Genomic DNA, 24,719 nt, shown 5'->3' with positions numbered 1-24,719 from the left:
AGTAGAAAAATATGTAAAGAGAATAGAAGGTGAGAAAATGCCGATTGCAAACCAGAAAAAAAAGCAAGATGACTTTCATAAAGATGAATTATTGGAAAAAATCATGCTAGACCATGGAAATGACGTATTGTATTTAGCTTTTTCCTATGTGAAAGATCGTACGATTGCTGAGGATATAGCTCAAGAGGTGTTCATTAGTGCTTACACAAATTTGGAGCGTTTCCAATGGGAATCTTCCTTGAAAACATGGCTATACCGAATAACAGTCAATAAATGCAAGGATTATCTGAAAAGCTGGTCTTATCGAAGTACCGTTCTTAGCAATGTTTTTGAACTTACAACGGGAAGTCAAAAAGAAAAGGGAACAGAAAAAATTCTAATCGAAAAAGATGAGAAAACACAATTAGCCAATCTCATTTTTTCATTGCCTTTAAAATATCGGGAAGTTATTTTTTTATTTTATTTTGAAGAAATGAGTTTAAATGAAATAACCCAATTATTAAATATTAATTTAAATACCCTTAAATCAAGGTTAAGTAGGGCGAAGCAGTTATTAAAAAAAGAATTGGAGAAAGGAGGGAACAAAGAATGGATGATCAATTAAAAAAACTTAAATCAACTTTAACAGAAACCGCTTATAAGGATTTTCAATTTGATACTAAAAACCGACAAGCTGTCTTTCAAAAGATCAAAAACGGAGGGGATTTCAAAAAGATAAATACGAAGGAACGATTTCATAATCGATTTCGGGGACTCTTAACTGTAGCAGCCTATTGTGGAATGGTCTTGTTGATTTCTTCCTTTTTAGTTAAATACTTTGATTCTTCTGATGACCCAAATCGTAGTGCTCATAAAAATCCAGATCCTGATAATAGTGAAGTAGTCATTAAAGATCCTTCCTTTCAACCTGAAGTCGGTGACCTTTTAGATTCAACAAGTTATAAAAATACTCAGTATTCATTTGAATTAACCTTTCCCGAGGAGTGGAAAGATAACGTAAGAGTAGAGAAGTTGGAAACGGGCGTTCGATTCTTTTTTCCTAGCCAAGAAGATTACCAACAAGATTTGTTTAGAATTGAGGTTCAAAAGGTTGCTGACCGCTTGAAAACCCTTTACGAAGGAGGTCCAGATCCATCAACTGATATCGCCGTTTTAGGAGATAATGTATATCGCTTTTCCACACCGCTTGATCTCGCGTTAACTACGGAAGAAGAGATACAAAAATATGGGGAATTAAGTAGTGGACTACCAAACATTATTAAAAGCTTTCAGTTTATGGATAATAAGAGTGGTAATATTGGCGATACTCCTTATATTTATGGATCTACCTCACATTATAATAAACAATACGGATTTGAAATAAACACACCTAATAAGTGGAAAAATATGTTTGAGGTCAGGAACAGTGATAAAGCGATGCAGTTATTATTTACCAAGCCAGGAACCGAGCCGACTGAATTTTTTAGCATTCTGTTTTTAAGCACGGAGGAATGGGAAACTTTAAAATCTTCTACCAATAAAGAACAGGAGTTCAGAGAAATCACATCAAAAGATGGAATAGTGTTTGTTGCCGCAATCGTAAAAGAAAACCCATTCCAAGATCCGGAACTACTATATCCTTTTGAAATGCTAAAAAACGAGGCTAATTTGGTAATTGAAACATTTGGTTTTTTAGATTAGTAATGAAATACAAACAGAGGGGGTAATTTAACCCCCTCTTATATAATCGTTATTTTTTTATCAATGCTTTGATCCCCATATAAATAAGGACAAACGAAAAGACCAACATCGCCAGAACGCCTATTAAATGAACTAAGCCATTAAGGGTCGCAGGAAATGTTAACACCGGTAATCTTGTTAAAGCAAAGCCGGCTAAAATACATGCTAAAAATAATGCAACAGGATTCATTAAAATCCCCCCTTCCTTGCTATATTAATATTTGAACCTACCCTATATGTTGCTCGGACTATTTTACTGAATTTATTGATCATTTAGAGGTAGAAAGAACTAATAAATATAAGAGACCGGCCAATTGGCCGGTCTCTTATATTTAGCATTTTACTTCTGAGTTTTTTCGTTGGTAATAATACCAGTTTAGGATAATTGATATGATGTAAACAGCGATAAAGAAATAAAAAGCTGTAACTGGTGTTCCTGTTGTATTCACTGACCAACCAAATAATTTAGGTATTACGAAAGATCCATATGCTGCAAATGCTGCAGTAAAACCTAGAACTGGCGCAGCTTCTTTTGGAATGAAAATATTAGGAATCATTTGGAATGTAGAACCAGAGCCTATTCCTGCTGCACAAAACAGGATTAAGAATGAAATTAAGAAACCGGAAAATTCCTTTTGATTAATAAAGTAAATGACTGATAAAGCACCGATAGTCATAACCATTAGCACCAGGAAGGTAACTTTTGAACCACCCCATTTATCAGATAACCAACCTCCGACAGGACGGGCTGCTGCAGCGATTAATGCTCCTAGGAATGCCAAGCCGATTTGACTTGGAAATAACGATTTTAATAATAAGGGAAATGCAGCAGAGTATCCAATAAAGGAACCGAATGTTGCGATATATAATACTGACATAATCCAAGTGTGTTTACGTTTAACAATGACAAATTGATCTTTAACAGATTGAGTTGAATTTGGTAAATTATCCATTTTGAAAGCCGCAATCAACGTTAGTAATACAATGGGAATCACCCAAATAAACGCTGCGTTTTGTAACCATACTTCTGAACCATTAGGTAAAATTTGACCTTTTCCACCAATAAAAGCAAATGTCCCAGTTGTAATAATAAGTGGTGTTACAAATTGAACCACAGAAACGCCCATATTTCCTAGCCCACCATTAATACCGAGTGCTGTTCCTTTTTCTTTTTTAGGAAAGAAAAAGCTGATATTTGCAACAGATGATGAGAAGTTTCCTCCTCCAAGCCCACATAGCGCTGCCAAAAGTAGCATGACAGAATATGGGGTATCAGGGTTTTGCACAGCAATTCCAATACCAATCGCAGGAATTGCTAAAATAGCTGTTGAAAACACTGTCCAGTTTTTACCGCCAAACTTCCCAACTCCAAACGTATAGACAAATCGGAGTGTTGCGCCAACTAATCCAGGGATGGCTGCTAAAGTAAATAATTGTTCTGAAGAATATTGGAATCCAATATCCGTTAAGCGAATAGCTACCACAGACCATATTTGCCAAACAATAAAAGCAAGCATTAGCGCAGGCACCGATATCCATAAATTTTTCTTTGCTATTTTCCTACCTTCAGAGTTCCAAAACTTTTCATCCTCTGGGTTCCAATGAGTAATTTTCGTCATATTATTTATCCTCCACTTTGTTCCTTCATTTTTAGTTTTCACTACTAAGAACTTTATAATGTAAATATAGTGATTTGGATTACTTAATAGTGTGATGTTTGTCACAAAAATAGTGAAGGAAATGTGAACACCAGGGGATGGACATAATTTTGTAATAAATCAAATCAATCGAATAAAGATAAGAAAACTCCTACTAGAAAGTAGGAGTTATGTTTTATTTATATGGTTCGTTTCTTCATCAGACGTTTTTTCCTTTGGTCTTCCTTGTAACAGGAATGGTTTGGAAAACCCAGCCTTTGTAAAGATTTCTTGAAAATATTCACTTGTCGATTGAAAGGATTGTTCTACCTTTTCCAAAATTAAGGTAGCTCTTTCATAAACAATTGATTTTAGATGATCAATCTGACGAATGATTTTTTCGTTTAGCGCTTCTTGCTTTTCGAGTTTATTCATTACAGTGGTATGATACACATCTTGCACATCAAGTTTTTGCCCCATTCCCTTTAAAATCTGTTCTTGGATTAATAATTGTTCCGAAAGCTTGGTTGCTAATGTTACATAGTTTTCTAATCTTTTATTTGTTTCACGAAATTGTTGGTCTTGAAAATTTAATTGGTCTAGTATTGCTTGATTGATTTGCTGTTCCGTTTGCAAACTTTTACCCATTTCGATGTGATTGCCTTTAAGCTGGTTTAATGAAGTGATAATTTCCTCATTTATTTTTTCTTGACTAAGGATTTTATTAATAAATTGGTTCGATTGCAGAGTTTGTTGCTGTTGACCGGATATGATTTCGTTCATTTTTATAACTTGATCTTTTTGCGTTTCATTCATGCTTGAAGTGATTTTATTTAAATTCTCGGTGATGGATTGATTTTGTTTCATTTGTTCTGATAGGTATTCCGAAAGATAGTTTAACCGATAACTTTGCTGATTACTTAGGTTATCTCGTTTTTTGGGCGTAAAGACTTTTGAATCTTGATATTTATTGATGGACAAAAGTGTCACTCCTTTTTAAAAAATATTTTTTATGTTATCTTATGTTGGTTTAGCACGATAAGGTGAATCTTGGTATAATTTTCATAAATATTGTCGAGAGGAGTTTTTTGATGATTGATTTAAGAAGTGATACAGTTACAAAACCGACAGAAGAAATGAGAAAAGCGGCTTATATGGCTGAGGTAGGAGACGATGTTTATCGTGAAGATCCGACCGTGAATAAATTAGAAGAGACAGCGGCAGAACTTCTTGGCAAAGAAGCAGCTTTATTTGTTACCAGTGGCACACAAGGAAATCAAATCGCGGTACTTTCCCATTGTCGTCCTGGAAATGAAATTCTTCTTGAAGCTGAATCTCATATTTTTTATTATGAAGCAGGTGCTGTGTCAGCGCTAGCCGGTGTTCAGACCAGAACGATTAAAGGGGTAAGAGGGGCAATGGACCCGATAGCCGTGCAAGAGGCAATAAGAGGGGAAGATATCCATTATCCAATAACCGGCTTGATTTGTTTAGAAAATTCACATAATCGGGCGGGCGGAGCGATATTACCTGTTGAAAATATGAAACAAATTTATGATATTGCTAAAGATCATCAAGTTCCAGTCCATATTGATGGAGCCCGGATTTTTAATGCTGCCGCAGGATTAGGGGTGCCTGTTAGTGAAATAACCCAATATAGTGATACGATCCAAGTATGCTTATCCAAAGGCCTAGGTGCCCCTGTGGGCTCATTATTAGCTGGTTCAAAGGAGTTTATTCAGTCTGCCCGCAAATGGCGTAAAATACTTGGCGGTGGCATGAGACAGGCTGGAATAATTGCTGCCCCTGGACTTGTTGCTTTAAATACGATGAGAGACCGGTTAACGGTTGATCATGAGCATGCACAAGTTCTTGCTGAAGGATTATCGAATATATCAGGAATCCAGGTTGTGAATAGGGTGGAAACCAATATTATTGTCATTGATGTAAGCGGTTTGAATATGAATTCCAATGAGTTTGTTGATAAGTTAAGAGAAAGAGGGATACTTTCTGGCACCTTTGGTCCGAAACTGGTTCGTTTTGTGACTCATTTTGATGTGAGCGGAGCCGAAATCGATGAGACCTTAAAGGTAGTGGCGAATTTATAGACGTTTTTGAATTAGGGGGAATATCATCTGGGGTTTACCATTAGACAAATCATAGGGCTTTTAGCTATTACCTTATTGGGTGTATTATTGGCAGTTTCTTTACATAAACCATTAGTTGTAGGCTTTTTACCGGGTTTCCTTTTGCTAGTAGGATTGGCCAAAAGGAAGGGAATGACCTTCCAACAAATTTATACTATTTGTCAACAAGGTGTTACCCGAACTAGTGGGGTTATTTGGATTTTATTCCTTGTCGGTTTTTTATTACCTTCTTGGTATTATGCAGGAACAATTGAACAAATGGTTGCAATATCCCTCCATTTTATAAGAGCTGAACATTTTTTAGTATTATCCTTTATTATTTCAATTGTTTTTTCGATGATTTTAGGGACATCTGTTGGAACATTAAGTTCCATTGGAATACCTATTATTGGTAGCGCCATTACGTTACAGATTCCTGTAGAAATGGTTGCTGGGGCGGTAATATCAGGTGCGTTCGTAGGTGATCGTACCTCACCATTTTCAAGTGCGCATCAATTATTAGCCCAAACGCTTGAAATTCAAGTCAAACATCAGTTTAGGGCCATGTTAAAGACAACGATACTTGCGATTATTTTCGGAATTTTGTTTTTTAGTTATTTGGACAATCATTTACAAGTAAATGGAAATTTAAAACCAATCTTGTTAGAAGCTCTCTCTATTAGTAAATTTATTCCACCTGCCATTTTGGTTCTGGTTGTAATGCTAAGGATTAAAGTTCTTTATGCCTTTATTTTTAGCATTAGCTCTGCTTGCGTCATTGCACTTAGTAATGGTGTAAGCTTTAGTATGTTAATTTTTTCCTTATGGACCGGGGTTTCAGGTCTTGGCGGTGGTTTATCTAATATGTATTTATTACTTCTATTTTTAGCACTTGCCGGTGCTTATAATGGTCTTTTAGAGGAATTAAAAGTAATCTCAATCTTGCTTAATAAATGGGTACAGTCATCGCATTCGTTATTAGCAGATACAGTAAAAACTATGCTTGTAACATTAGGTGTTACTCTAATTGCTGCTAATCAAACTTTACCGATTATTTTAACTGGCCGGACGTTTTTAGAACATTGGCGAAAGAGATATCGCAACGGAGAACTTTCCAGAGTAATGGCAGATTCAACAATGCTTTTTCCTGGAATTGTCCCTTGGAGTGTTTTAACTATCATGTGTAGTACAATAACAGGTGTTTCCATTTTTTCTTATTTTCAGTATGCGATTTTTCTATGGTTATTACCTGTCCTAACCATCTTAGTTTCACTAACGAATAATGGAAAAGCCATTCAAAAGCTCTGGAATGTTTAAATTCTCCATTAAGACTTTCCCAGCTATTAATGGAATAGTGTTAATCTCTTTGAGGCATCGTAAATGTAACGGGAGGTGGCAAATGTGTTCCATTGGGAGTTTTTACTTAGCCTTATTGTTGGGGTTGTAATTTTGGTAGGTTTGATTTACACATTACAATTGGCTAGAAGGCAGCGTTATCAAAGTGAATATGATGCTGAGATAAGTGAAAAAGTTCAGGCACATCCATACACAAGAAATCCCGTCTTCCTTGCTTATATCATCGGGCTTGGACTAGCGCTTTGTTGGATCATTTATGTTGCTTTAAATTATTAGATCTTTTAAAAAGGTTTTGTTCTTCACTGAACAAGACCTTTTTCATTTAGAACCATTTCCAAAATATCGAATAAGTTGTAATAGTTACTAGATATGAGGAGATGGAGCATATGCATAGAGAAATTGTCCAACCAGATATTCAAGCGCCATTATTTATGGCCGAAGCCTACAATAATGTTGAAAAGAAAATCGAGCATATTCGGCTCGATCAATATTTCGGTAAATGGGTTGTTTTATTATTTTATCCAAGTAATTTTACTTTTGTCTGACCAACGGAATTGGCAGCGGTCGCTGCTTCGTATCATGATTTTCAAAACATGCATGCTGAAGTATTAGCAATAAGTACAGACAGTGTGTATTCCCATAAGGTATATACCGAAGTTTCCAAACTGTTAAATCAAATTCCGTTTTTATTGGTAAGTGATAGAACTCAACAGATTAGTCAGTCGTATCAAGTTTTAAATGAGGGCACAGGTGCGGCTAGTCGAACTACCTTTATCATAAGTCCTGAAGGAATCATTAAAGCCAGATTAACAAATCCAGCCGAGGTTGGGAGAAATATATTTGAAATTTTAAGGATTTTGGCTGGTATGCAGCATAGCCAGAAAACAGGTGAAGTGGTTCCGGCTAACTGGATGCCGGGGCAGTCAGGGATTAGAAGAGACATACAAGGTATTGGTAGAATATAAAAAAGCCCCCAAAAGATGGGGGCTTTCGCGTATTGCGGCGAGAAACTGCACTCCACATTGTGCATGTCAATAAGACTTGTTCCTCGACTTATGCAACTCAGCTCATCGCTTTATGAATATAACATGTTTATTAGAATAAAACAAGACATAAATAATGGTCTAAAGAAAAATTATCAGTATCAAACAGCCCACTTTCGTTCATCTTAAGAATGGAAGAGTATTTTTCTTTTCCTAAAAATGATGAGGAGGGCTATCATGAACATTCAGAAGTGGCTAACTCCGCTTTTGCTATTAGGGAGAAAAAAGAGATCATCCGGTAGAGGGATGATGTGGGCATCAATTCTAAGCGTGCTTGTTAGCTTTATTGCGCTACGAGGCTTAAAGAAAGGGCAAATTGACATTCCAAAAAACCCTTTAAAAAGTCTTAATATCCCTAATAAAGTGACCGATATCCAGCAATTTCTAAATCCGAATGATCGTAAGGTGTTAGCGGAAATATCTGATGAATTTACCCCAAGTAATTTATTGGTTGAGCATAATCAATCAAATCATACAAATGTTGAACATAATCACGAAATTTAATATATCGTTTTTGGCTAGCCTAACTTTAGGGTTAGCCATTTTTTATTAGAGGATTTTTTATGTTAATGGAGAATTATGTTAATAAATAATACTTGGAGGTATAAAGGGATGGATTTTCAGTTTATTGGTATTGATCATGTTCAATTAGCGGCACCAAAAGGTTGTGAAGAAGCAGCGCGTGAATTTTGGGGAGAGAAGCTCGGTTTAAAGGAAATTCCCAAACCAGAAAGTTTACAAGGTCGTGGAGGCTGTTGGTTTGAAATAGGTAATCAACAATTACATATCGGTGTTGAAGCAGATTTCCAACCTGCAAAAAAAGCTCACCCCGCCTTTATTATTGAAAACTTAGAAACTTTCGGTAATCATCTTGAAAATCGTGGTGTCACTATAAAACATGATGCGCCAATCGATGGGCGCAATCGCTTTTTTGTAAGCGATCCATTTGGAAACCGTGTTGAATTTTTAGAGTATAAAGGAAATTAGTCTCCATTAGTCTTGAGAATCACATTTAGTGAATCTTAAGGCTTTTTATTTTCATAATTACCTCCGAACAGGTGAAGAATCTTAATGAGGTGAGAGTGATGAATAGAGTAGGAAGGTATGCTCAGAATGAAAGTATTGACGAGATCCTTTTGATGAGAATGGTATTTGAATTATCGGAAAAGGACCGGATGTTGATGTGGCAACAAGGCTATATTGATTTAGTCATTGAAAAGATGCCGGGGTTTGCTAAAAACATTTTAGAAGATAGATTGGCTATTTGGGAAGATAACAAGGAATATGCCTATGAACAATTAAAGGCCGTTGTTCAACAAAAAGCATTTATCGAGGCGACAAAAAAATTGCGGAAAGAGTTTGCGATTTTTGTTATGAATAACTATCCTGACCTCCAATCACTATTATTCAAGTATTATGATAGAAAATTAACTGACGAAGACTTACGAAAATTTGTTTACCAACGTCGATTTGGCACTAAAAAATATTTACATTAATTTGTAGATTTTTGCTAATGGTTGTCTATAAATATGCTAGCATTCTGATATAATGTTGCTAGGGGGGTGTCGGAGATTGTCAAATGAGGGAAGAATCCAATTGAATATCAGAATGGAAAAAGAAACCATAAAAAAACTTGATGAAATTGTCGCCTATTATCAGGAGAATACAAAACTTGGTCGTATTTACAAAGCAGATGTATTAACGGATATTATCGATAAATCCTACGAATTAATGAAAAAGCAAATTAACAGTGGCAAAAAATTTTCATGATTTTAGAAGGGAATTAAAAATGAATTCAAAATTATATTACATGGACCCGTACATAAAAACTTTTTCATCAAAAATTAATTTTCAAGAGAAGGATGATAACGGGCAAAATTATGTTGTGATGGAGGAAACATGCTTCTATCCAACAGGTGGCGGCCAACCGTTTGATACAGGATTAATAAATAACATACCCGTAATCAACGTCGAGGAAATTGCAGGGGAAATTCGCCACTATACAGAAACCCCTGTTTCATCAGTTAGGGGGATAGTACACGGGGAAATTGATTGGTTACGACGATTCGACCATATGCAGCAGCATGCAGGCCAGCATATTTTATCGGCGGCTTTTGAAGAAATTTTTGACTATCATACCGTAAGCTTTCATTTGGGTCAAGAAGTGCTAACAATTGATCTTGACGTAGATGGAATAACAGAGGAAGAAGCGGCTGCTGCTGAGAAGCGGGCCAATCAAATTATTTTAGAAAATCGCCCGATTGAAACAAGATGGATACAGCCATCAGAAGTTTCCAGCTACCCATTACGAAAGCAATTATCCGTAACTGATAATATTCGATTGGTGATTATCCCTGATTTTGACTATAACGGATGTGGTGGGACACATCCGAAATCGACTGGAGAGATTTTAGCGATTAAAATTTTGGATTGGGAAAAGCAAAAGAAAAAAACACGCATTTCATTTGTCTGTGGTAATCGCGTTTTACAACAACTTCATCGCAAACATCAAGTTCTCTCTGAACTGACCGTTTTGTTAAATGCACCAGAGGAGGAAATGGCGAATTCGTTGAGACGACTATTGGAGCAAATGAAGGGATTAAGTAAGCAATTAGATGAAACATATGATAGAATACTTCAATTTGAGGCAAAAGAATTGATAACAAATCAGGAGTTCATCCAAAGCCAACCGATTATGAAAAAGGTTTACCAAAACAAATCAATGAAAGAGCTCCAAAGACTTGCGAGCTTAACCGTAAATCTAGCTTCCATGGCTATCATCCTATTAGTAACAGAAAATGAATCTGGGCAACTCCAAATTGTCATGGCTAGAGGGTCTGAGTTGGGAGTAAGTATGAAAAAGCTACTAGATGAAGTGCTCTCCTTTATCGGCGGAAGGGGTGGCGGAAACGATCGGTTGGCCCAAGGCGGTGTTCAAACTGATTTAACAGGAAATCAATTATTGGAAATTGTTATAAATAAAATATATGAACACTAGGAAGATCCCTTCAAAATAATGGGTGATTTATTTTTGAGAAATTTTAGAAAATAATATTGTCAGACGATTAAACTTATGTTTTAATTAAATAGACTGAATGGTCTATTTATGATTATTCACCTCAATATTTTATTGATTTGGAGGTAAATCAATGATTAAAACGAAGTCGACTGTAGAGCAATTTAAAGAACTAGATGAAAGAATTACCCATTTGTCCTCGGTTTCCGCACTGGTAAGTTGGGATCAAAAAGTAATGGCTCCTAAAAAAGGAAGAATGTTATTTTCAAAGGCTTATTCGGCATTAGAAACAGAAATTTTTAAATTAAAAGTTTCCAAAGAATTGGGCGAATATTTAGCCGAGTTGTCACAAGAAGGTGTAATGAACAGCATGGATGAAGTGACTGCAGCTCGAGTTCGTGAACGTAAGATGATGTATGATAAATATAAAGCAATACCAACTGAAATGTATCAAGAATATGCTACCTTAACAGCTGAAGCAAATCATTATTGGGAAGAAGCTAGAGCAAACAACAATTTTAATCATTTCTTGCCACACTTAGAAAAAATCATCGAGATGAAAAAGAAGTTTGCCGAAATTTATGGTTACGATTATCATCCATACGATGCTTTACTCGATGAGTTTGAGCCTGGCTTATCAGTTGAAAAGCTTGACGATTTATTTGCAGAATTACGTGATGTTAGTGTTGAGTTATTAAAGAGAATCCAAAATTCAGGGACCAAGACGCCTGTAGAAGTCTTTGAACAAAATTTCTCTGTGGAAAAACAAAAGGAGTTTAATCAATATATTTTACCAATTATCGGTTTTGATGTAGAAGCAGGCCGCCTTGATGAAACGGTACACCCATTTGCCCAGTCAATGAACACAGGGGATGTCCGATTAACAACGAGATATTTGGAACACAATGTCCGTTCGGCGATTTTCGGAACCATTCATGAAGCCGGTCACGGAATTTATGAACAAAACATCAATCCTGATTTTGAAGGAACCATTTTAAGAGATGGAACATCCTTTGGAATTCATGAATCCCAATCAAGATTTTTAGAAAATATGGTAGGGCGCAGTAAGGAATTTTGGACCTATTTCTATCCAAAGTTACAGGAATCTTTCCCAAAACAATTAACGGAAATGTCATTGGATGAGTTTTATCGGGCGATTAATACGGTACAGCCCTCCTTTATTCGTGTCGAAGCAGATGAGCTTACATACAACCTTCACATTATGATTCGTTACGAAATTGAAAAGGGATTAATTTCTGGTGAGCTTCAAGCAAAGGATCTACCAGCCATTTGGAATGCAAAAATGGAAGAATATTTAGGAATTGTTCCAGGAACTGACCGTGAAGGAGTACTTCAAGATGTACACTGGTCCTTCGGTGGCTTAGGCTACTTCCCTTCCTATACGTTAGGAAATCTATATGCGGCGCAAATTCTTCATACGATACAGAAAGAGTTACCAGAATTTTATCAAGATATTGAATCTGGAAAGTTCGATTCAATTATGAAATGGTTAAAAGACAATATTCATCAATACGGAAAATTAATTCCGCCAAATGAGTTAATTGTAAAGGTGACTGGCGAGGAGTTAAATGCAAAGTATTTAGCTGACTACCTAAATAACAAGTATTCCAAAATTTATAATCTGTAAATGCTCTGTGGTCATATTAAAGGCGCCTGAATAATCAGACGCCTGCCCCTTCTGGTCCGAACTGGTTAAGTGTCCCGCAACAAGCGAATTGTTCCAGAAGGGACATTATTAATATATACCATATGAACCAATTTTATTATAAGTGTTTGGGATTATTACCAATATATTTTAAAATGAACTTATCTCTAAAGGGAGATGAGTTTTTGTTTTTTTGGAAGGAGTTTTTTAGTGAATTCAATTCCAGATTATCTGAAAGAGGGTCTAGACATTTTGTTTGTCGGCTTTAACCCGAGTATTCGTTCGTCGTTAACAGGGCATCATTTCGCAAATCCGAATAATCGTTTTTGGACAATTTTGCACAAGTCGGGGATTACTCCAAGAAAATATCATAGTACGGAAGATGCTTTACTATTGGAATTAGGATATGGTCTTACCAATATTGTGGCAAGACCGACAAAGGCCGCAGATGAAATCACAAAGGATGAGTATCTAACCGGAACGATTGAGCTAAAACAGAAAATCGAGAAATATAAACCAAAGTTTGTTTGTTTTGTAGGTAAAGGTGTATACCAAGAATGCAGTGGGAGAAAGCAAGTATCATGGGGCGTGCAAGAAACAAGTGTGGTGAGTGGAACAATTGAATTTGTCGCTCCATCGTCTAGCGGTCTGGTTAGAATGAAGTTAAAGGAGATTATTGAGATTTATCTGGGACTTGCTCAGTTGGTTAAAGGAAATAAATAAGGCTCTTGTATAGGTTTTCTTCCTTTTTAGTAACCTAACAAGGAAGGAAACTTATAGAAGGAGCTGTTTTTTATGGGTGCAGTTGAGAGAAGTGGTTTCGTTTTTGAACCCGAGTTTAGTGTTATCAATCAAAAAGGTGCGATTCATGTTTATCATGAAGGGGAGTTTATTGAGGAGATTCAATTTAATTTTTCTGGTAAATTTCCGGAGCCTGGGCTCATCGAGGATTTGATTACTACCTATTGTGAAAATCATAACCTGTAATCCGGAGGACGTGACAAGTGCCAGAGCTACCGGAAATGGAAAATTATAAATTATTGCTACAACAAAAAATCGGCGGGAAAATGGTCACAAATGTCGAAGTGAACCGCGAGAAATCCATAAATATTTTTCCCGAAGTGTTTATCCGCGAGATTCAGGGACAAAGGATAGTTAATGTTGAAAGAAGAGCAAAACAGTTATTGTTTCACCTTGAGCATGGGGCAGTGCTCTTATTGCATTTAATGCTAGGGGGATGGATGTTCTTTGGAAAGGAAGAGGACAAGCCGAAACGAACGATTCAGATTCAATTATCATTTGATTATGAACAATTATTTTTTATTGGTCTTCGACTTGGCTATTTGCACTTTTATCCATCAAGGGATGAAGTAAATAAGGAACTATCAGACCTGGGACCAGAGCCATTGGACTCGTCATTAACAATCGGAGCTTTCCTTTCTTTACTGGAACCTAGGCGGGGCCGTCTAAAAACAAAACTAGTCGACCAAAAATTTATATCGGGGATTGGCAATTGCTACTCTGATGAAATTTGTTTTCATGCAGGAATCCTTCCAAAACGGGAAATTGAGGACCTCAACTTCACGGAAAGGAATCAGTTATATCAATCCATGAAAGTCGTTCTTCTTGATGCCACCAAACATGGAGGATATATAGAAACTCCTTTTTTTAAAGAAGATACTCTTACAGGTACCTATAATAACCTCTGTTTGGTCTACGACCGTGGAGGCGAACCATGTTTAAGATGTGGTGCTAAAATTATAAGAGACACGATTTCATCGCGAAAAACATTTTATTGTCTCAATTGTCAAAAGTAATCAATTCGACAGGCTTTAGTCTGTCGGTTTTTTTATTAAATGAAACCTCTTTGTCCACATTCGAAGAAAACCTTCTTTTCGCTCTCAATCAATACTCTATTTTTAGCTTAGAAGCTGAAATAAAATCCCTTCACACAAAATCTATTTGTTTCGCAATTTGTCAAAAATAAATCAAAACTTTGTTTCCTATTTCACATTAATGTTATATACTAAATGTATAAAAAGTATAACACAATTCATTAAGTTGTTAAGAAGTATGACATAATTGGTTGAGATTAAGGTGGTGATTCCTATTAAACTGACAAAACGCCAAGAAGAAATCCTTGAAATTGTGAAAGAAGAGGGACCGATCACAGGAAAGGATATTGCAAAGAAATTGTCACTAACTCGGGCAACATTAAGACCAGATCTTACTATTTTGACTATGTCAGGTAATTTAGAAGCACGTCCCCGGGTTGGCTATTTTTTAAATGAAGATACTGAAATTAGTATGCAAGTGACAAAGTTTACTAATCAAATTGTTAAAGATTACAAGGCCCATCCAATTGTCATTCAAAAATCGGCTTCTGTATATGACGGGATTGTACAAATTTTCCTTGAGGATGTTGGAACCTTATATGCTGTAGATGAGAAGGGGCATTTGGCAGGGGTCATTTCGCGGAAAGATTTACTCCGAGCTGCAATCGGAAACAAAAATTTGGAGGACCTGCCAGTTAGCGTAATCATGACACGAATGCCTAATATCGTCACGATTAAGCAAGAAGATACCTTATTAAACGCAGCCAAAAAATTAATCCAAAATCGGATAGATTCGTTGCCAGTTGTCCGTGAAGTCGTTACAGATTCTGATGAAGATACATATGAAGTAATTGGAAGAATCACTAAAACGACTATTACAAAAGCATTTCTAGAAATGATTGAACGATAACGAAAATAGGAAGTGAGTACGATTTTGAGCCAAAAAGAGGTTGTTTACGTTGTATCTGATTCGGTAGGGGAAACAGCTGAGTTCGTTGTAAAAGCGGTTTCAAGTCAGTTTAACGGGGGGTTTGTAGATATTCGCCGAAGTTCTTACGTTGAAGACTTCGAAGATATTGAGGATGTACTTTTACTAGCCAAAAAATCAAATTCGATTATTGCCTATACCATTGTTATTTCGGGCCTAAAAGAATATCTTGATAACCGTGCAAAGGAGGAAGGGATAGTTGCGGTTGATTTAATGAACCCATTAATGGATGCTTTTGCCAAAAAGTTTAACAAGCAGCCTAATCATCAACCAGGAATGATGCGCAAGCTGGATGAAGAGTATTTCCGAAAAATTGAAGCAATTGAGTTTGCTGTAAAGTATGATGATGGCCGCGATCCGCGGGGAATTCCTAGAGCAGATATCGTTTTAATTGGTGTTTCACGAACTTCTAAAACACCACTTTCAATGTATTTAGCTCATAAGCGACTTAAGGTTGCTAACGTACCACTTGTGCCTGAGGTTCCGGCTCCTGATGAACTATTTGAAGTACCTAGAAATAAATGTGTTGGCCTAATCATCTCTCCTGATAAATTAAACGATATTCGCAAGGAACGTTTAAAAGCGCTAGGTTTAACATCCCAAGCCAATTATGCAAGCTTTGAACGGATACTTGAAGAGCTGGATTACGCAGAAAAAATCATGAAACGAGTGGGCTGTCCTATTATAAACGTTTCCAACAAAGCCATAGAAGAAACTGCAAATCTAATAATGGATTACCTAAAAAGTGAGAGGAGCTAAACCATGAGTAAATTTGTTTATCTATTTAACGAAGGTCATAGCGGGATGAAAGACATTTTAGGTGGAAAGGGCGCCAATTTAGCGGAAATGACCAATATAGGCTTGCCGGTTCCATTCGGTTTTACGATCTCCACAGAAGCTTGTAATGCTTATTATGAGGCAGGGAAACAAATTCCTGCTGAAGTGACTGCCCAAGTGTTAGAAGCTCTTTCTACATTAGAATCGAAAACAGGTAAACAATTTGGTAATCCAGAAAATCCTTTGTTAGTATCAGTACGTTCCGGGTCAGTATTTTCGATGCCGGGAATGATGGATACGGTGTTAAATCTTGGGATGAATGATGAAACAGTTGAAGGAATGGCCACTTTAACAAACAATCCTCGATTTGCCTATGATTCCTATCGACGTTTTATTCAAATGTTTTGTAATGTCGTATTAGATATTAATGTTTTCTTCTTTGAGCAATATCTGGAAGAGGTTAGAGAACATAGAGGTTATACATCTGATCCAGAAATGTCCGCACTAGACTGGCAAGAAGTTATTAAGGGCTATAAAGAGATAGTTAAAAAACATACGCGTAAGGATTTTCCACAGGATCCGAAAGAGCAATTGTTCTTAGCCATAAATGCTGTGTTTAATTCATGGAACAATCAACGTGCGATTGTCTATCGACGTTTAAATAAAATTCCTGACCACTTAGGAACAGCTGTAAACATCCAAAGCATGGTGTTTGGAAACATGGGAAATGATTCAGGTACAGGTGTGGCTTTCACACGCAATCCGTCGACTGGTGAGCATGTGTTATACGGGGAGTATTTAATTAATGCACAGGGTGAGGACGTTGTGGCCGGTATTCGTACACCGCAGCCAATTCGAACCTTAAAGGATGAAATGCCGGATGTTTATGAGCAATTTGTTCAAACAAGCAAGCGCTTAGAAATGCATTATCAAGAAATGCAAGATATTGAATTCACTGTGGAACGTGGCCAGTTGTTTATTTTACAAACAAGAACAGGAAAACGTACAGCACAGGCAGCTATTCGAATTGCTGTTGAAATGGTTAAAGAAGGCATTATTGATAAAAAAACAGCTTTGTTACGTGTTGACCCAGATCAACTAAATCAACTTCTACACCGTCGGATTGATGATCGTTTCGAACGAAAAATTTTGGCAAAAGGTTTGCCAGCCTCACCTGGTGCGGCAACGGGAATAGTTGTGTTTGATGCAGATGAAGCGGAAAGCCTTACGAATGATGGTAAAAAGGTTATTTTAGTTCGTCCTGAAACAACCCCGGATGACATTCATGGAATTGTGGCTGCACAGGCGGTTGTGACAAGTCGTGGTGGAATGACAAGTCATGCAGCGGTTGTAGCACGCGGTATGGGAAAGGCATGTATTTGTGGCTGTGAAGTGTTGAAAATTGATTTAAAAGGCAAGCAATTTACTGTCGGCGATACGATTGTTAATTATGGAGATGTCATGACGATTGATGGAGCGACAGGCGAAATTATGCTTGGAGAAATTCCGATGATTGAACCGGAGTTATCAGATGAATTTCAGCTATTATTGGCATGGGCAGACCAAGAGCGCAGATTAGGAGTTCGTGCCAATGCTGATAATCCAGAAGATGCTAAGAAGGCGTTTGAATTTGGCGCTGCAGGGATTGGATTATGCCGCACTGAGCACATGTTTATGGACTTAAAAAGGATTCCAATTGTACAAAGTATGATTTTAGCAGAAAGTTACGAAGAGCGATCCGCAGCATTAACAAAGTTATTACCAATGCAGCAAGGTGATTTTGAAGGGATTTTTGAAGCAATGCAAGGCTTCCCGGTCACGATTCGCTTGCTGGACCCACCGCTACATGAGTTTTTACCGAATAAAGAGGATCTTCTAGTTGAGGTTACAAAGCTACAAATCTTACATCCTGATTCGAAAGAATTAAGAGAAAAAGAGTTGCTATTGAAAAAAGTTCGTCAATTAGACGAGATGAATCCAATGTTAGGGCATCGAGGTTGCCGTCTAGGAATGATTCACCCAGAAATTTACGAAATGCAAGCGAAAGCGATTTTCTATGCAGTAGCAAAATTATGGGATAAAGGTGTTGTTGTGAAACCGGAAATTATGATTCCGCTGGTAGGTCATGTGACCGAGCTAAAGGAGATGCGCAAGCTCGTTATTGATGCAGCGGTTAAGGTGAAGGAAGAAACCGGTAAGGATTTTGATTATCTCATTGGTACAATGATTGAAATTCCACGTGCCGCGTTAACGGCTGATCAAATTGCAGAAGAAGCTGATTTCTTCTCATTTGGAACAAATGACTTAACCCAAACAACATTTGGTTATAGCCGAGACGATGCGGAAGGAAAGTTTTTACAAACATATATTGAAAATAAAGTCCTACCAGAAAACCCATTTGCAGTGCTTGACCAAGAAGGTGTTGGAAAGCTCGTTGATATGGGTGTGAAATTGGGTCGTGCGACCAAGCCTGAGTTGAAAACAGGTATTTGCGGAGAGCATGGTGGTGAAAAGAGCTCAATCGAATTCTGCTATCGAACTGGCTTAGATTATGTAAGCTGCTCACCATACCGTGTACCACTAGCGAGATTAGCGGCAGCACAAGCAACCATTCGCTTCGAGAAGGCGGAATCTAGGAATCTATCGGAAGTAAAATAAATAGGGAAATGATAAAACATGGTCGTTCAGTTGTGGTGGAACGACCATGTTTTTTTGTTTGACTAAATTTTTAAGATTGAGATGAGTAAATGAATGGGGAGTCAACCTTGTAATTTTAAGAATGATTGACCACCTTTTACATAAAATTGATAAAGTAGCCAACTCCTATCCTTACATGCAAGTGACAAAAAAAGTAATTTTTATATAAATAAAACAAATACCGCTTGTATATGTTGAATAAAATGGTACAGAAGCCTAAATAAAGGAGTTAAGAGATGAGTTATTTACAAAAAACAGCTTACATCATCATTTCTTTCTTACTCTTACTACCTCTTATTCCATCTAAAGCCTTCAGTAATGATTCGCTCCCTAAACGTCGCATTGTCACCCTAATTTATGATGACTCGGGTAGTATGTGGACCGCGGCTAACAAGCCGATTGACAACTGGAAATATGCAAATTACGCACTACAAAGCTTAGTAGGCCTTCTTGATTCCAATGATGAATTAAATGTCATTCCAATGAGCGACCCAACAGAATTAAAAACTATTAGTTTAGAAGAATCACAAAGACAAAGTCAAATGAACATCATTCGAACTTGGGAGGGTAAAAAGGGTACCCCCATTCGAACCATCTATTCAGCCATTGATCAAATAAATAATAGTTCAAAAAAACATCCACAGGCAGAATATTGGCTGATAGTTCTAACGGATGGAGTGTTTGCAGAATTGGACCCTGAAATTAAAACCAATACAGCAGAAACAGTAGCCAAAACCAGGAGGCAAACGGAAACAAGACTAAATGAGCTAACAAATAATATGAAAGTTAAAGATATCCCGTTTAAAAGTGCCCTAGTCACGATTGAATCAAACCTATCGATTCAACATAAAGAAATCATGAGCGATTTTAAGCAATTGTGGCAAACAACTACAAACGGTACGGTCATCGAGAGTGACAGTGAGACAAAGATTGTTGATAGTATTAATCAAGTGGCGGCATTAATCACGAACCGCGATCCTGATGAAACGAAACTATTTAACCTGAATGCGAGATTTCAAGAAAACAGAGTTAAGTTGAAATCCCCCCTACCGTTGCGGAGAATCACTATTCTCCATCAGACGAGGGAAAAAAGGCAGACAATAGAATTTAGTGATGTCATCTTTAATGGAAAAAGACAACAACCGGAACTGGAAGGACCATTCGTCATTCAATCGCCAACAGACCTAAACGGGTTATCACCAGATATAAATGGATCTATTTACCATATTAAACAAGGAAAAGGCGGGGAGGTCATAAAAGAAGGTGAATACGAGGTCCATTTCGCTTCAAATCTTACCGCTGAACAAAAAATGAATCTCCGTTTTTTGGCGGAGCCAGCTGTTGATTTTATGATAAAGGTCAACAAGGTGAATTCAGATGGGTCCATTACCGCTGACGAATCAAACTTTTATGCCGGTAGTAACATGGTCCTTGATGTAGAGATGGTCCAGAGTGAATCAAAAAAGCCAATTCCGTTAGATAAGGTCGATAAAGATATTTTTAAAATAAAGACTACAGTAGCTGGCAGAAAATTGCTATTAACCTGGGACAATAAGAAAAAAACTTTCTCCGCACCATTTGAATTAATTGAAAATGATGAAATTAAGGCAACAGTAAAGGTTCAAATTGAAGGGCTATATCAGAAAGAAAAATCGATTCAATTTCAGGGGCTCCCTTATAGGAAATTAGAACTGAAAAAAGTGGATCAAACACAATGGAATATGAAATTAGACGAATTAGAGAGAGGTAAACCGATTGAGGTCATTCCATTAGTGAATGGAAAGGAAATGACTAATCAGGAGTTAGAAGAACTATTTACAAATGTAACAGCAAAGTCAGATGGTCATAGAATCAACTATAAAATATCACAAAAAAACAATCATATATTAATCAAGCCGGGAAAGAAAGGGACTATGTTAAGTACATCAACGGGAAAAATTCCTGTCAATGTCGCTTTAACAGGACAGAATCCTTCTGAACATGCTGCACTTGACTTTGACATTTATATTAAGGACGTACCATGGTATATACGGTACACCTCTTATTTATTTGCCTTAATTCTTATTTCGTTAACCGCAATTTGGATTTTTGGAGTAATCCGAAAGCCAAGATTTGCAAGTGATCGTATTTCGATGAATTATGAGCGCTATTTGGTTGTGGGTGGACAAAAAGTTCAACATGGCCAACTAAGTACGGAAAATTTCAAAACTAATTTCTTTGAGAGGTGGGTCATTCCTTATAGGCCCGAAAGAAAATCCATACAAGGAATTCTTTTCGAAGCAACCAATTATCCAGATCAAATCTGTCTACCAAGAAAATCTCAGAATGAATCAATGATTGTGGCGGGTGTGGAGCTTGGTGATGATGGAGGAAAATCAGATAAAACGTTGTACAGTAACGATGAGTTAAAAATCGAAGACCACTCAAGTATTGAGATATATACATTAAGAACCAGTTAAACTGACGGAGGGATAATTAGTGAGTATGAATGTACCAACGATTCTAATTGGACTTGGTGGAATTGGCAGTCAGATAGTTAATAAAATTTATGGGGATATCCCACTGGAAAGTCGTAAGCGGGTGGCAATTCATGTTTTTGATACGGATATGAATAGTATTAAAAAACTGAAGCATTTAAAGGATCATGCCACACAAACGAGTACCAATAAATCAGTTGGGGAGTATCTTCATCAAAATGAATCAGCGCTAGCATGGTTCCCCCAAAATCCGCAACTAAAAAAGAAAACGATGACTGAAGGAGCAGGGCAAATTCGGGCAGTATCTCGATTAGCCTTTCAGGCAGCGATGGCAGACCGTAAATTAAATTCGTTATGGGAGTCGATTGAAAATATTTTTCCGGTTCAACGTGATGAGTTTACCTCTGGAATCCGTGTTATCATTGTCAGTTCTTTAGTTGGAGGAACCGGGTCCGGCATATTTCTCCAGGTTGCCATGAATTTAAGAGAGATGCTGGAGCGAAAGTTCGGGCATTCCAGTGTACTAATACGTGGAGCATTTTTACTACCTGATATTTTAGTAAGAAGTAATACATTAGATATTAGAGAATGGGAATCAGTTCAAGCAAATGGATATGCCAGTTTGAAGGAGTTAAATGCCATCACTCTTGCAGCTTCTGGTCAGTTGAAAAATAATCAAGATGTCACGATAGAGTTGGAATATCGCCCACATCAAATCGATCTTGCCGGCAGAACGACCCATGCTATCACAGACAAACAACTACCTTATGACTTTTGTTTTCTATATGACTATGAAAACCTGAAAGGTGAACACCTAAATAGTGTTTCGGATTATATTGATCAAGTGTCGCGGACAATCTATTTACAATTATTCAGTCCACTTTCTACTCAGCATTTTTCCCAGGAAGATAATCAAATTCTTGAGCTAATTAATTCAGAGGGAAGGGGAAGATATTGTGGGGCTGGTGCAGCTTCGTTATCATACCCATACGAAGATATTGTCTATTACAATGCCCTAAAGTGGTCGGTATCAGGTCTTGATGATTCATGGTTAATCTTAGATAAAATTTATGAGGAGGAAAGGCGGAAGTATGAACTTGACTTGCGTAAAGGAATTAATCGTGAAAAATTAGATCGCGGAGAACGCTTTACGTTTAATTTTGACCAATTGCTAAATGACGAGCAACCAAACCCTTTCTTTAAACAAATTAATCTTCAAATAAGGCAGGAACTGGATAAAGGTAAACGTGGTGAGCTTAAGTCTGAATTATTTGTTAAGGCAGTAGAGGAAAAGGTCATCCAAGTTCTTAAATCTGATCCAGAATTAGAGTCATTTTCCTATAATCATTGTCAAGTGGATGATGGGAAGCTAGCGATAAAAGACCAGATTAAGAAGGAAATTAATCGAGTCGAAGGGGCACTTAAATTTTATTGGGACCAAATTAATAAAAAAGTTTATGAGTATCAAACCTTTATCACCCACCAAGTAATTGATCCAGATTATGAAAAGGAAAGCAGTGGTATTCAAGACTATCGATTAAATACATGGTTTTTACAAAAACCGGAACCGGTGCATCCAATTGCTGTTCGTTACCTTTTGTATAAAGTACACCGCAGTTTAAATGAACAATTAAAATTTTATCGAGACGAAAATCACCGATTGAAAATACAAATTGAGAAATATGATAAGGCATATCATATCGGTGATTCCGATATGACAATTGATGCAGGTAAGCGGGTAGAGCATGCTCTAAATCAAAGTTTTTTCGGAAAATGGATCCGGAAAAACGATTTAAGGGATTTTATAAAAGAATACAAGCAAAAATCTGGAAGGCAGTTGGCGACCCTTAATAGATACAAGGAAACGATGCTGTTGCAAAATGTTTTTACGGCTATTAATACAGCAATCCAAGGTATGATTAAGGATTGGGAACGTTTTTTTGAGAATTTGGTTGAAACTAGAAATAGCCTTGAAGCAGAGCTTACTCAAAGGGCAGTCATGTATGAGGAAACAAATGACCCGACAAAGGAGTATATTTTAGCTACAAAAGAGCTTCAAGATAAGGTTTGGGAGCAAATCCGAGGTGATATTAGTAATGATTTGTTGCCGGTTAGTATTTGTAAGGAAATTTATTTGAGTCATTATCGGCAGTTTATCGATAGACAAAATGCTACCTACCAACATGGCCTTTATGATGAAATAAAAGTCGAAGAGTTTTACCGAAAATATGTTTTAAATTACTGTGTGGAAGAGCTTAAAATAAGAAAAAATGACCAACTTGACTTAGATGTAATTCAGGCAATACGCAAGGAAGCACGATTTCTTAATATTCAACCAGAAAAATATTTGGAAGAAAGACTTAGTGTTCTTGAAAATCTTTCTAGTCCTTATATTCCACTAATTCAACATCATCGGGAATTAAAGTTTTGGGGAATCCATACAGACGGTCTTAAGAAGCTGAGTGAAACAATGAAGCAAGAACTATTCAAGAGTAAAGAGGTGGCAGACCCTGCCTTTTCAAAATATGAAGTAATATGTTACAGAGCCCATTATGGCCTATTGGTTGAGAATTTTTCAAAGTTCTCTGACGGTGAAACTTCCGAGAATCATCAACGTTCTCCGGGAGTTTATTATGAGGCCTACCGCAAAAGAATCGATAAACTAAACCGTGGTGAAGCAACAGTCACTCCACATCTTGATAAACGTTGGCATGTACCCGCTTTTATGCCTGATTTAAATAAATCGCAAGCAAAGCTGGAAAATAAAAAGGCAGATCAAGCCTTTCTAATCGGAATTATTTATGAATGGCTTCAGCTTGTTTCTGACGAAGGTCGAAAAAACTACCATTATTATGGGGTTCAAGGTGACCGCCTCGTGATGAAATCAGGGATGGCTATATCAGAGGAAATCTATTCCTTACATCAAGCCATGCCGCATAATCCGGTTATCTATGAAGAAATTTTAGACCGTTTTATTGATCAACGGGAAAAAGATCGAAAAAATGAACCTGACATCATGAAACATCGATTCATCAACGGCTGCCAGGTGGTTCAAAAAATATCAAAGGATAAAATGAATAATATTTTGGATGTAGTCTTCCTTTACGAAGAAGAAGATTTAGGTAATGCCGATTTACTAGAGGACGGTGACAAAGTTCGCTTATGCCTTCTTGATGAAATTGGTCAATATTTTGAAACGATATTCGGACCGCATCGAACGATTAAGGCTAGGGAAGAGGCGGCGAATTTTATTTATGGATTATGGATGGGGTCCGCCATGAGGATGTCATCGAACCCAGACAGTGTTCAATACAAAAAATGGGAAAACTTAATTAAAAATAGGGTGGAAATTTTAAAGGAAGCCCAAAAAGTTAGGAGCTAG

Annotated in this window: 23 protein-coding genes; 20 read left to right on the top strand and 3 right to left on the bottom strand. The window is 37.1% G+C overall.

From position 1 onward, the window contains the following. Positions 1-37 precede the first annotated feature (37 nt). Positions 38-604: a sigma-70 family RNA polymerase sigma factor gene (locus ACX9YW_RS01750; RefSeq protein WP_460340824.1), complete on the top strand. Its 567-nt coding sequence runs from the start codon at positions 38-40 to the stop codon at positions 602-604. Then, positions 589-1,680 carry a hypothetical protein gene (locus tag ACX9YW_RS01745; protein ID WP_460340822.1) on the top strand — a complete coding sequence of 364 codons (1,092 nt, stop codon included), beginning with the start codon at positions 589-591 and terminating at the stop codon, positions 1,678-1,680. The genes ACX9YW_RS01750 and ACX9YW_RS01745 overlap by 16 nt, the downstream gene beginning before the upstream one ends. A gap of 49 nt (positions 1,681-1,729) precedes the next feature. On the opposite strand, the gene ACX9YW_RS01740 is transcribed toward ACX9YW_RS01745, so the two are convergent. The 3 genes from ACX9YW_RS01740 to ACX9YW_RS01730 form a co-directional block, all read right to left on the bottom strand. Next, on the bottom strand, positions 1,730-1,909 hold the full coding sequence (locus ACX9YW_RS01740; RefSeq protein ID WP_460340820.1) for a hypothetical protein: 180 nt from the start codon (positions 1,907-1,909) through the stop codon (positions 1,730-1,732). Positions 1,910-2,051: 142 nt separating this feature from the next. Beyond that, on the bottom strand, positions 2,052-3,338 hold the full coding sequence (locus ACX9YW_RS01735) for an MFS transporter (protein WP_460340818.1): 1,287 nt from the start codon (positions 3,336-3,338) through the stop codon (positions 2,052-2,054). Positions 3,339-3,545: 207 nt separating this feature from the next. Then, on the bottom strand, positions 3,546-4,337 hold the full coding sequence (locus ACX9YW_RS01730) for a hypothetical protein (protein WP_460340815.1): 792 nt from the start codon (positions 4,335-4,337) through the stop codon (positions 3,546-3,548). A gap of 110 nt (positions 4,338-4,447) precedes the next feature. On the opposite strand from ACX9YW_RS01730, the gene ltaE reads away from it, so the two are divergent. The 18 genes from ltaE to ACX9YW_RS01640 all read left to right on the top strand — a co-directional run bounded on the left by ltaE (position 4,448) and on the right by ACX9YW_RS01640 (position 24,719). Then, the gene (ltaE, locus tag ACX9YW_RS01725) at positions 4,448-5,464 is read left to right on the top strand and encodes a low-specificity L-threonine aldolase (protein WP_460340813.1); all 1,017 of its coding nucleotides are present in this window, start codon (positions 4,448-4,450) and stop codon (positions 5,462-5,464) included. An 87-nt stretch (positions 5,465-5,551) separates the two neighbouring features. Then, on the top strand, positions 5,552-6,799 hold the full coding sequence (locus ACX9YW_RS01720) for a Na+/H+ antiporter NhaC family protein (RefSeq protein WP_460340811.1): 1,248 nt from the start codon (positions 5,552-5,554) through the stop codon (positions 6,797-6,799). Positions 6,800-6,883: 84 nt separating this feature from the next. After that, complete coding sequence (locus ACX9YW_RS01715; RefSeq protein ID WP_460340809.1) at positions 6,884-7,114, top strand: hypothetical protein; 231 nt, start codon at positions 6,884-6,886, stop codon at positions 7,112-7,114. A 110-nt stretch (positions 7,115-7,224) separates the two neighbouring features. After that, positions 7,225-7,803, top strand: coding sequence for a peroxiredoxin (locus ACX9YW_RS01710; RefSeq protein WP_460340807.1), 579 nt, complete (start codon positions 7,225-7,227; stop codon positions 7,801-7,803). 255 nt (positions 7,804-8,058) lie between these two features. Beyond that, the gene (locus ACX9YW_RS01705; protein WP_460340805.1) at positions 8,059-8,385 is read left to right on the top strand and encodes a hypothetical protein; all 327 of its coding nucleotides are present in this window, start codon (positions 8,059-8,061) and stop codon (positions 8,383-8,385) included. 108 nt (positions 8,386-8,493) lie between these two features. Further along, on the top strand, positions 8,494-8,868 hold the full coding sequence (locus tag ACX9YW_RS01700; RefSeq protein ID WP_460340803.1) for a VOC family protein: 375 nt from the start codon (positions 8,494-8,496) through the stop codon (positions 8,866-8,868). A 98-nt stretch (positions 8,869-8,966) separates the two neighbouring features. Then, entirely contained in the window at positions 8,967-9,377 is a 411-nt protein-coding gene (locus tag ACX9YW_RS01695; protein ID WP_460340800.1) for a hypothetical protein, read from the top strand. A gap of 76 nt (positions 9,378-9,453) precedes the next feature. Then, positions 9,454-9,651, top strand: a complete 198-nt coding sequence (locus ACX9YW_RS01690) for a hypothetical protein (protein WP_460340797.1) — start codon at positions 9,454-9,456, stop codon at positions 9,649-9,651. A 19-nt stretch (positions 9,652-9,670) separates the two neighbouring features. Then, on the top strand, positions 9,671-10,879 hold the full coding sequence (locus ACX9YW_RS01685) for an alanyl-tRNA editing protein (RefSeq protein WP_460340795.1): 1,209 nt from the start codon (positions 9,671-9,673) through the stop codon (positions 10,877-10,879). Between the two features lie 151 nt (positions 10,880-11,030). Next, positions 11,031-12,545, top strand: a complete 1,515-nt coding sequence (locus tag ACX9YW_RS01680) for a carboxypeptidase M32 (protein ID WP_460340793.1) — start codon at positions 11,031-11,033, stop codon at positions 12,543-12,545. A 228-nt stretch (positions 12,546-12,773) separates the two neighbouring features. Then, a complete protein-coding gene (locus ACX9YW_RS01675) occupies positions 12,774-13,286 on the top strand; it encodes a mismatch-specific DNA-glycosylase (RefSeq protein ID WP_460340791.1) in 513 nt (170 codons plus the stop codon). A gap of 72 nt (positions 13,287-13,358) precedes the next feature. Next, complete coding sequence (locus tag ACX9YW_RS01670) at positions 13,359-13,550, top strand: YbxH family protein (RefSeq protein WP_460340789.1); 192 nt, start codon at positions 13,359-13,361, stop codon at positions 13,548-13,550. Between the two features lie 17 nt (positions 13,551-13,567). Further along, complete coding sequence (locus ACX9YW_RS01665) at positions 13,568-14,380, top strand: Fpg/Nei family DNA glycosylase (protein WP_460340787.1); 813 nt, start codon at positions 13,568-13,570, stop codon at positions 14,378-14,380. Between the two features lie 274 nt (positions 14,381-14,654). Continuing rightward, complete coding sequence (gene ccpN / locus ACX9YW_RS01660; protein ID WP_460341269.1) at positions 14,655-15,308, top strand: transcriptional regulator CcpN; 654 nt, start codon at positions 14,655-14,657, stop codon at positions 15,306-15,308. Positions 15,309-15,332: 24 nt separating this feature from the next. After that, positions 15,333-16,145 (top strand): pyruvate, water dikinase regulatory protein, encoded by an 813-nt coding sequence (locus tag ACX9YW_RS01655; protein ID WP_460340785.1) that lies wholly within the window; start codon positions 15,333-15,335, stop codon positions 16,143-16,145. 3 nt (positions 16,146-16,148) lie between these two features. Further along, the gene (gene ppdK / locus ACX9YW_RS01650; RefSeq protein WP_460340783.1) at positions 16,149-18,821 is read left to right on the top strand and encodes a pyruvate, phosphate dikinase; all 2,673 of its coding nucleotides are present in this window, start codon (positions 16,149-16,151) and stop codon (positions 18,819-18,821) included. 275 nt (positions 18,822-19,096) lie between these two features. Further along, positions 19,097-21,319 carry a vWA domain-containing protein gene (locus ACX9YW_RS01645; protein ID WP_460340781.1) on the top strand — a complete coding sequence of 741 codons (2,223 nt, stop codon included), beginning with the start codon at positions 19,097-19,099 and terminating at the stop codon, positions 21,317-21,319. Positions 21,320-21,344: 25 nt separating this feature from the next. After that, positions 21,345-24,719, top strand: coding sequence for a tubulin-like doman-containing protein (locus tag ACX9YW_RS01640; protein WP_460341266.1), 3,375 nt, complete (start codon positions 21,345-21,347; stop codon positions 24,717-24,719).

Source organism: Pseudoneobacillus rhizolycopersici (assembly GCF_054786815.1).
This window is presented reverse-complemented; position numbering and strand designations above follow the sequence as displayed.

What these genes read in the sequence shown, in the direction of transcription:
- ACX9YW_RS01750 (WP_460340824.1), top strand. Translation starts at nt 38, where the DNA reads ATGCCGATTGCAAACCAGAAAAAAAAGCAAGATGACTTTCATAAAGAT.
- ACX9YW_RS01745 (WP_460340822.1), top strand. Translation starts at nt 589, where the DNA reads ATGGATGATCAATTAAAAAAACTTAAATCAACTTTAACAGAAACCGCT.
- ACX9YW_RS01740 (WP_460340820.1), bottom strand. Translation starts at nt 1,909, where the DNA reads ATGAATCCTGTTGCATTATTTTTAGCATGTATTTTAGCCGGCTTTGCT.
- ACX9YW_RS01735 (WP_460340818.1), bottom strand. Translation starts at nt 3,338, where the DNA reads ATGACGAAAATTACTCATTGGAACCCAGAGGATGAAAAGTTTTGGAAC.
- ltaE (WP_460340813.1), top strand. Translation starts at nt 4,448, where the DNA reads ATGATTGATTTAAGAAGTGATACAGTTACAAAACCGACAGAAGAAATG.
- ACX9YW_RS01705 (WP_460340805.1), top strand. Translation starts at nt 8,059, where the DNA reads ATGAACATTCAGAAGTGGCTAACTCCGCTTTTGCTATTAGGGAGAAAA.
- ACX9YW_RS01700 (WP_460340803.1), top strand. Translation starts at nt 8,494, where the DNA reads ATGGATTTTCAGTTTATTGGTATTGATCATGTTCAATTAGCGGCACCA.
- ACX9YW_RS01695 (WP_460340800.1), top strand. Translation starts at nt 8,967, where the DNA reads ATGAATAGAGTAGGAAGGTATGCTCAGAATGAAAGTATTGACGAGATC.
- ACX9YW_RS01685 (WP_460340795.1), top strand. Translation starts at nt 9,671, where the DNA reads ATGAATTCAAAATTATATTACATGGACCCGTACATAAAAACTTTTTCA.
- ACX9YW_RS01680 (WP_460340793.1), top strand. Translation starts at nt 11,031, where the DNA reads ATGATTAAAACGAAGTCGACTGTAGAGCAATTTAAAGAACTAGATGAA.
- ACX9YW_RS01670 (WP_460340789.1), top strand. Translation starts at nt 13,359, where the DNA reads ATGGGTGCAGTTGAGAGAAGTGGTTTCGTTTTTGAACCCGAGTTTAGT.
- ppdK (WP_460340783.1), top strand. Translation starts at nt 16,149, where the DNA reads ATGAGTAAATTTGTTTATCTATTTAACGAAGGTCATAGCGGGATGAAA.
- ACX9YW_RS01645 (WP_460340781.1), top strand. Translation starts at nt 19,097, where the DNA reads ATGAGTTATTTACAAAAAACAGCTTACATCATCATTTCTTTCTTACTC.
- ACX9YW_RS01640 (WP_460341266.1), top strand. Translation starts at nt 21,345, where the DNA reads ATGAATGTACCAACGATTCTAATTGGACTTGGTGGAATTGGCAGTCAG.